Raw genomic sequence first — 7,445 nt, 5'->3', positions numbered from 1 at the left:
TGGCCGAGCGATGTCCTCATGCGTTCAATCAAGACACGTCCGACCATATCGCCGGGACCACCAGCTGCGCCCGGGATGATGAGGGTTATCGGCCGAGATGGATAACTCTGTGCCGCCGCGCTGCCCGTGACCGCCGCGAGTGCAAGCGCAAGATAAAGTACCGTCGTTTTCATGTTGCCTCGCCCCGTACGGCGTAAGGCAAGTTTTCCACCCAAAGGGTCGTCACGCAAGTCAATAGCAGCCAGCCAGCGGATCGCCGCGTCAGACCACCGGGACGCGCCTTGCGGCAACGGCCGCCGGCGAAATGACCTCGATATCGATCGGCACCCGCCAGCGTTCGGTATAGCGCACCTGCGGTTCCGTGTTGCGTTCCGCTCCACCTTCGATGACAAAGCCTTCGAAGCCGCCGCTCATCACCTCGTTGCATTTCTGCACATAGACCGGGAAGCCGCCGATATACGGCATGAAGACGCGCGGCCGGCCCGCTATGTTGGTTCCGACATACCAGGAACTGCAGGTCGATCGCAGCGACACCGTCGATACGTCGGTGACATGCTCGACCCAGGCGTCCTCGTGCTCGAGGATAGGCTCGATGCACGTTGCCCCGACATCGCGCATGTGGCCCATGCAGTCCGCCAGCCAGTCGACATGCTGCTCGATCGCCTGGATCATGCTGGCCAGTACCGAAGGGCTGCCGGGGCCGGTGATCATGAACAGATTGGGAAAGCCTGCGGACGCAATGCCAAGATAGGCGCGCGGGCCCGCCCGCCATTTCTCGGCAAGCGTCAGGCCGCTCCGGCCGGTGATCCGGATCTTGTCGAACGACCCCGTCATGGCGGCAAAGCCGGTGGCGCAGACTACGGCATCCAGCGGATATTGGACACCGTCAACCTCGATGCCATCAGCGGTGAAGCGCTCGATCGGCGTTTTCGAGACGTCGACCAGTTTTACGTGCGGCAGGTTATACGTTTCGAAGTAACCGGTATCGACACAGAGCCGCTTGCAGCCGAACACGTTGTCCGGACACAGCAGCTCGGCCGTGGCCGGATCCTTCACGATGCCGCGGATTTTCCTGCGGGCGAAATCGGCGATGGTGTCATTGGCGGCTTTCTCGAACAGCAGATCGCCGTAGGCGCCGAGAAAGGGCAGGCCGCCGCGCGCCCAGGCTTCCTCGTACTGTCGGTCGCGGTCTTCCGGGCTGGCCTCCAGCGCCGGCTTGATGTTGAAAGGAAAATAGAAGCCGGTCGGGCGTGCGCGCGCCTTGGCGCGGAGCGCCGGATAATCGGCCTTGGCCGCCTGCAGGTATTCCGGCGTCAGCTTTTCGTTCCAGGCCGGCACCGTCCAGGCCGCCGTGCGCTGGAACACCGTGAGCGCCGCGGCCTGCTGCGCCAGAATCGGAATCGACTGGATCGCCGAGGAGCCGGTGCCGATGACGCCGACGCGCAAGCCGGTGAAGTCGACACCCTGATGCGGCCATTGGCCGGTGTGATAGACGGGGCCGCGAAAAGCCTCGAGGCCCTTGAAGGCCGGACGGTTCGGCGCCGACAGGCAGCCGACCGCCATGATGCAGAATTTTGCACGCACGCGGTCGCCGCGGTCGGTCTCGATGTGCCAGCATCTGGCTTCCTCATCGAACGTCGCCGCGGTCACGCGGGTGTCGAACACGATATGCCGGCGAAGATCGAAGCGATCGGCGACATGGTTGGCGTAGGTGAGGATTTCGGCTTGCGGCGCGTATTTCTCCGACCAGTTCCACTCCTGGTCCAATTCTTCCGAGAAGGAGAACGAGTACTGCATGCTCTCGACGTCGCAGCGCGCGCCCGGATACCGGTTCCAGTACCAGGTGCCGCCGACGCCGCCGCCGGCCTCGAACACCCGCGCCGAAAAGCCGAGCCCGCGCAGCCGATGCAGCATGTACATCCCGGCAAAGCCCGCGCCCACCACGACGGCGTCGAAAACCGTTCCAACTTCAGCGGGGCGTTCCGATGGGGTCGTGGTGTCGGCGGTCATGGTTTGTGTTATCTCTCGGTTGGTCGCGGCGCTCTGCAGTTTTTCGAAAGGTAGCCGGAATGAAGCAGAAGTCCATAATGAACTCCGCTGTAAATCATCGATCCAACTCGGCCACGCGCGGCGCTCGGGCCATCAAAGCCGTTTGACTGAAAAGGACCACCAATGAAAATTGTCAGGATCGAGGATTTGCACTGCGACGCCGGCTGGCGCGACTTTTCGTTTCTCAAGATCACCACCGACGACGGCATCGTCGGCTGGTCCGAATACAACGAAAGTTACGGCAGCGCGGGTCTTACGGCCGTGATCCGCCGCCTGGCGAAGAGCCTGATCGGTATGGATCCGCGGCCGATCGAACGGATCACCTCGACCTATTATGCAGTGACGCGCCAGGCGCCGGGCGGCATCAACCAGCAGGCGATGGCAGCGATCGAGAACGCGCTGCTCGACGTCAAGGCGAAGGCGCTGGGCGTGCCGGTCTATGCGCTGTTCGGCGGCCCGGTGCGCGACCGGCTGCCGCTGTACTGGTCGCATTGCGGCAGCTATCGCCTTCGCAACGCGGCCATGATGGGTCTCGAGCCGGTGCGGTCGCTCGACGACGTGGTCAAACTCGGCAAGCATGTGAAGGAAAGCGGTTTCAAGGCGCTCAAGACCAACATCTTTCGCTTCGACCTCGATCCGCCCAGCATGCATCAACCGGGTTTTGCGCGCGGCCCGGGCCATCCCGAGCTCAACGCTGACCGCGCGACGCTCGCCGCCATTACCGATTGCCTCGCGGCCTTCCGGCAGGGTGCCGGCCCCGGCATGGGCATCCACCTCGACACCAATTTCAACTTCAAGACCGAAGGCTACATCAAGGTCGCGCGCGCCTGCGAGCCCTACGACCTGTCATGGCTGGAGATCGACAGTTACGACCCGGAAGGCCTGCGCCTGATCCGCGACCGGGCGCCGATGCCGGTTGCCTCCTGCGAGTCGCTGTTCGGCCGCCGCCAGTTCCGGCCATACTTCGAGAACCGTTCGGTCGATGTCGCGATCATCGACGTGCCCTGGAACGGTCTCGTTGAGTCGCTCAAGATCGCCGCGATGGCGGACGCCTATGAGATCAACTGCGCGCCGCACAATTTCTATGGCCACATCTCTACACTGATGAGCGCCCATCTCTGCGCGGCCATGCCGAATTTTTCGATCATGGAAATCGACATCGACGACGTGCCGTGGAAGGACGATCTGGTCACCCATCCGCCGACGATTGCGAACGGCGAACTGATCGTGCCGACGCGGCCGGGTTGGGGCGCCGACGTCAACGAGGACGTGATCAAGGCCCATCCGCCACGCAATCCGCATCCGTAGCGCATGACGTTCCAGTCGCCTCTCCCTGCTTGCGGCTGGGTTGCCAAAGGGCCGTTATTGCTGCGATGTTTAGCCACTTGCAGTGCGCTCGCGCGAGTGTATTATTCTCAAATTGATAACTTAAAATATTTGGCGGCGCTTCCGCTGGTCCTGCAGCGCCGTTCATCACGACTCAACGTTCTTGAGCATAAGGATCGCGAAACCCTTGGGCATGAAAACCAGGGTATGTCGCCTCCACAATAGAAGGATATTCTCATGCCGATCGCCGACGCTACAAAAAGTTTCGTCCTTTTGAAAGTGCGGCATTCTCCTGCGTCGCATCGGCCGTTTTCCTGTCTTAAAATGCGCGTTGTGTTTTCGGCAGGTCTGTTGTGCGCCGGCATTGAAACAGCGTTCGCGCAGAACCCCGGCAGGATCGTGGCAGAGCCACCGGTCGCAAAAATCGAACGCGCGGGGCCGCAGATCAATGCGATTGCTCCGGCCGCCGCCGGAGCGGCGATGCGCCTCGCGCCGCCGACGGGCGGTGAAGCGGTGATCGACTTGAACATTCAGTATACCGAGGCAACGATCTACAATCCGGGATCGGATAAGGACGATCGGGTCAAGCTCCGTTCCTATCGCGATGTACGCGAAACCGCGCCGCCCAAGGTCCCGTTCGTGGCGCCGACCATCGAGATTTTCCCCGGCGAAACGGTGCGCTTTACGTTGAATAACGACAAGCTTCCACCAGACCCGGACTGTCCGTCGGCCGATCCGGATGTCAACCATCCGAATTGCGCTAACCGCACCAACCTCCACTCGCACGGTCTGTGGGTGAGCCCGACCGGAAACAGCGACAACGTCCTGGTAAGCATCTATCAGGGGGTTAGTTTTCAATACGAGTACAACCTTCCGCCAGACCACCCGGCGGGCACGTTCTGGTATCACCCGCATCGGCACGGCTCGACCGCGCTGCAGGTTTCCAGCGGAATGGCCGGTGTGTTGATCGTCAAGGGCACCCGCCCGCCCGGCGCGCAAGGCAAGGGGGATATCGACACCCTGCTGCGAAACACCGATGGAACGAACTTTCGCGAGCGCCTCGTTCTGCTGCAGCAAATCCAGTATGCCTGCCGCGACAACGCCGGAAAAATCAAACAGGACGCTAACGGACTGTATATCTGCGATGCTTCCGACGTCGGGGGGATTGAAAAATACGACCAGTTTGGTCCGACCACCTGGCGGAAGTCGGGCCGCTATACCAGCATTAACGGCGAAGTCATCCCGACCTTTGCGGATGCGCAGGCCGGAAAGATCGAGCGCTGGCGGGTGGTTCATGCCGGTGTGCGGGATACGGTGAATTTGCAATTCAAGAAGATGAGGGACGACGCGCAGCCCTATGCCGCGGTAGCTGCCGCGCAGCAGGAGGACTGGGTGACGCATAACTGCCCGGGAACTGCGCTGTTGCCGCAGCTTGCCCTCGCCGCGGATGGCTTGACGCGTGCACAGTTGATCGAGCGCACCACCAGCACCCTGCAGCCGGGCTATCGCGAAGACCTGCTGATGGTGTTTCCTGAAGCCGGAAATTACTGCGTGCTGGACGGAGCGGCTCCGGCGGCGAGCAGCGTCAATAACCAGATCAAGGGCCGGCAATTCCTTGGAAAGGTTGCCGTTGCGGCGGGCGCAGCGGTTCCCGACATCAAGGCGTTCGTTCAGGCCGAACTCATCGCGGCCGCGGACCGCTTGCCGTCCGCGGTGCGTCAGAAGGTGCGCGACGATCTGGCCAATGGGTTGCGTCTGAGTTCGTTCGTCGCTCACCCGGACATTCTCGATAGCGAAATCAAGCCGCCACAGCGGCAGGCGAGCTTCGAAATCGGTCCTGCGGGCTTCATGATAAATGGCAGCTCATATAAACCCGATCGCATCGACCAGCTTCTGCCGCTTGGCGGCGTGGAGGAGTGGAAGATTTCCACGGTTAACGCCAACGGGCATCCGTTCCACATCCACGTCAATCCGTTCCAGGTCAGCAGGATCATCAACGATGCCACTGGTCAGGACGTAAGTGTCGCAGGGGACGCAAACGAACCTCAATACGCCAACCTCAAGGGCGTCTGGAAGGATACGCTGTTCGTTCGGCAGGGTTACACGGCCTATGTGCGCACCCGATACCAGCGCTACATCGGCGATTTCGTGCTGCATTGTCACATCCTCGATCATGAAGATCAGGGAATGATGCAGAACATCCGCATCGGACTTCCGAACGGGAGCGGCGGGATTGTGGAGAATGCCCATCATTGAATTCGAGAAACGCCGCATTTGATCGTTCGATCAAACAAATGAGCAGGAATGCGTCGACCACAGCAAGCAGACAATGGTCGGCACCATCACCGATCCGAAGCTTTACTATGTCAACGGCTGGGTACCCGACCACACCAACCGCAATCATCTGACCCCCGACGACGCCGTGCACGGCGCCGCGCTCGACGTGCTTCAGCACGTCGAGGTGATCGACGGCGACCTGCTGCTGAAGCGGGCGCACGCGAACTCGGCCTATTCCGACACCTCGGTGCTGGGCGCGGGTCGCCGTATCTCACACATGCACCGCGGTGCGGACGCGCCCCGCATTGCCGAACACGCGCAGATAGCGCTCGACTTCGGCCGGGCTGCCGGTCGCCTTTTCCGGATTGTCCGAGAGTTTTACCGCCGGCCGGCCGTTGACGGCGGTGACCTTGCACACGATCGAGATCGGATCGAGATCGGCCGAGCCGTCCGGCGCGCATCCGACGAAATCGTTGGTCAGGTTGGTGCCCCAGCCGAAACTGATCCGGACCCGGCCGGCGAAATGCCGCCAGGTCTCCTCGATCGATCCGACGTCCATGCCGTCGGAAAACACCAGCAGCTTTTCCCTGGGGTCGCGGCCCTTCTGCTTCCACCATTTGATGATTTCTTCGCCGGCTGCGATCGGCGGCGCGCTGTCGGGACGAAAGCCGGTCCAGTCCGCCACCCATTCCGGCGCGTCGCGCAAAAATGCCTTGGTGCCGAACGCGTCGGGCAAGGCGATCAACAGATTGCCGCCATAGGTATGGCGCCACTGGTCGAGGACGCGATACGGCGCCCAGCGCAATTCCTTGTCGTCGGCGGCCAGCGCCGCCGCGACCATCGGCAGTTCATGCGCGTTGGTGCCGATGGCTTCGAGGTCGCTGTCCATCGCCAGCAGCACGTTCGACGTCCCGGTGAAGGCGGGACCGAGACCTTCCTTGACCGCCTCGACGCACCAGCGCTGCCACAGGAATCCGTGCCGCCGCCGCGTGCCGAAATCGGACAGCCGCAAGCCGTCGAGCTTGCGCAGCCGCTCCACCTTGCTCCACAGTTTTGCTTTGGCGCGGGCATAGAGCACGTCGAGTTCGAAGCGGCCCTGTCCCTTGGTCACCTGGCGTGAGCGCAGTTCGTTGAGAATGGCGAGCGCCGGGATCTCCCACATGGTGGTGTGGGTCCACGGCCCGTGGAAATGCAGTTCGTACTGGCCGTCGACCTTGTGCAATTCGTATTCGGGAAGGCGGAAATTCGCCAGCCAGTTGATGAAATCCGGCGAGAACATCTGGGTCTTGCCGTAGAACGTATTACCGGCGAGCCAGATCAGCTCCTTCTTGGCAAAGCGGATGGTGCGCGCGTGGTCGAGCTGGGCGCGAAGCTCGTCCTCGTCGATCACCTCGGCGAGGCGGATCTGGCGGCTGCGGTTGATGACCGAGAAGGTGACGTGGTCGTCCGGATAGAACTCCCGGATCATCTGCAGCATCAGCAGCTTGTAGAAATCGGTGTCGAGCAGGCTGCGCACGATCGGATCGAGCCGCCAGCCGTGATTGTAGGTCCGCGTCGCGATGTCCGTGACTGCCATGGCTGGAACCATATCGCGTCGTCGCGCCGGCAACCAGTGCCCGGCGCGGCATGAATTTAGGGTGGCTCCCCTTACCCCCCTGGAGGGGCAGGGTAATCGCATGTGTGAATCGAAGCGTGAACAAAGGTGAATCGTTGGACGAACATATCGACCAAAACCGTCGGCGATTCCTTATTTGTTCATGCACATGCGATTCCCCTACCTGGAGGGGGAGGGT

At 61.8% G+C, this 7,445-nt stretch carries 4 protein-coding genes; 2 read left to right on the top strand and 2 right to left on the bottom strand.

What is annotated here, in order from left to right; genetic code table 11:
• Positions 1-261: 261 nt before the first annotated feature.
• Positions 262-2,010: an NAD(P)/FAD-dependent oxidoreductase gene (locus VGP39_RS21315; protein ID WP_327570076.1), complete on the bottom strand. Its 1,749-nt coding sequence runs from the start codon at positions 2,008-2,010 to the stop codon at positions 262-264.
• Positions 2,011-2,172: 162 nt separating this feature from the next.
• Between VGP39_RS21315 and VGP39_RS21310 the strand changes: the two genes are divergently transcribed.
• The gene (locus VGP39_RS21310) at positions 2,173-3,357 is read left to right on the top strand and encodes a mandelate racemase/muconate lactonizing enzyme family protein (RefSeq protein ID WP_327570075.1); all 1,185 of its coding nucleotides are present in this window, start codon (positions 2,173-2,175) and stop codon (positions 3,355-3,357) included.
• A gap of 255 nt (positions 3,358-3,612) precedes the next feature.
• Positions 3,613-5,631, top strand: a complete 2,019-nt coding sequence (locus VGP39_RS21305; RefSeq protein WP_327570074.1) for a multicopper oxidase family protein — start codon at positions 3,613-3,615, stop codon at positions 5,629-5,631.
• Between the two features lie 292 nt (positions 5,632-5,923).
• Here VGP39_RS21305 and pncB read toward each other — a convergent pair whose 3' ends face one another.
• Positions 5,924-7,228: a nicotinate phosphoribosyltransferase gene (pncB, locus tag VGP39_RS21300; RefSeq protein ID WP_327570073.1), complete on the bottom strand. Its 1,305-nt coding sequence runs from the start codon at positions 7,226-7,228 to the stop codon at positions 5,924-5,926.
• Between the last annotated feature and the right edge of the window lie 217 nt (positions 7,229-7,445).

It is taken from the genome of Bradyrhizobium sp. (assembly GCF_036009065.1).
In the GTDB taxonomy this organism is placed as follows: Bacteria; Pseudomonadota; Alphaproteobacteria; order Rhizobiales; family Xanthobacteraceae; genus Bradyrhizobium.
This window is presented reverse-complemented; position numbering and strand designations above follow the sequence as displayed.

Coding starts and splice junctions, on each gene's coding strand:
- pncB (WP_327570073.1), bottom strand. CDS start 7,228: ATGGCAGTCACGGACATCGCGACGCGGACCTACAATCACGGCTGGCGG.
- VGP39_RS21315 (WP_327570076.1), bottom strand. CDS start 2,010: ATGACCGCCGACACCACGACCCCATCGGAACGCCCCGCTGAAGTTGGA.
- VGP39_RS21305 (WP_327570074.1), top strand. CDS start 3,613: ATGCCGATCGCCGACGCTACAAAAAGTTTCGTCCTTTTGAAAGTGCGG.
- VGP39_RS21310 (WP_327570075.1), top strand. CDS start 2,173: ATGAAAATTGTCAGGATCGAGGATTTGCACTGCGACGCCGGCTGGCGC.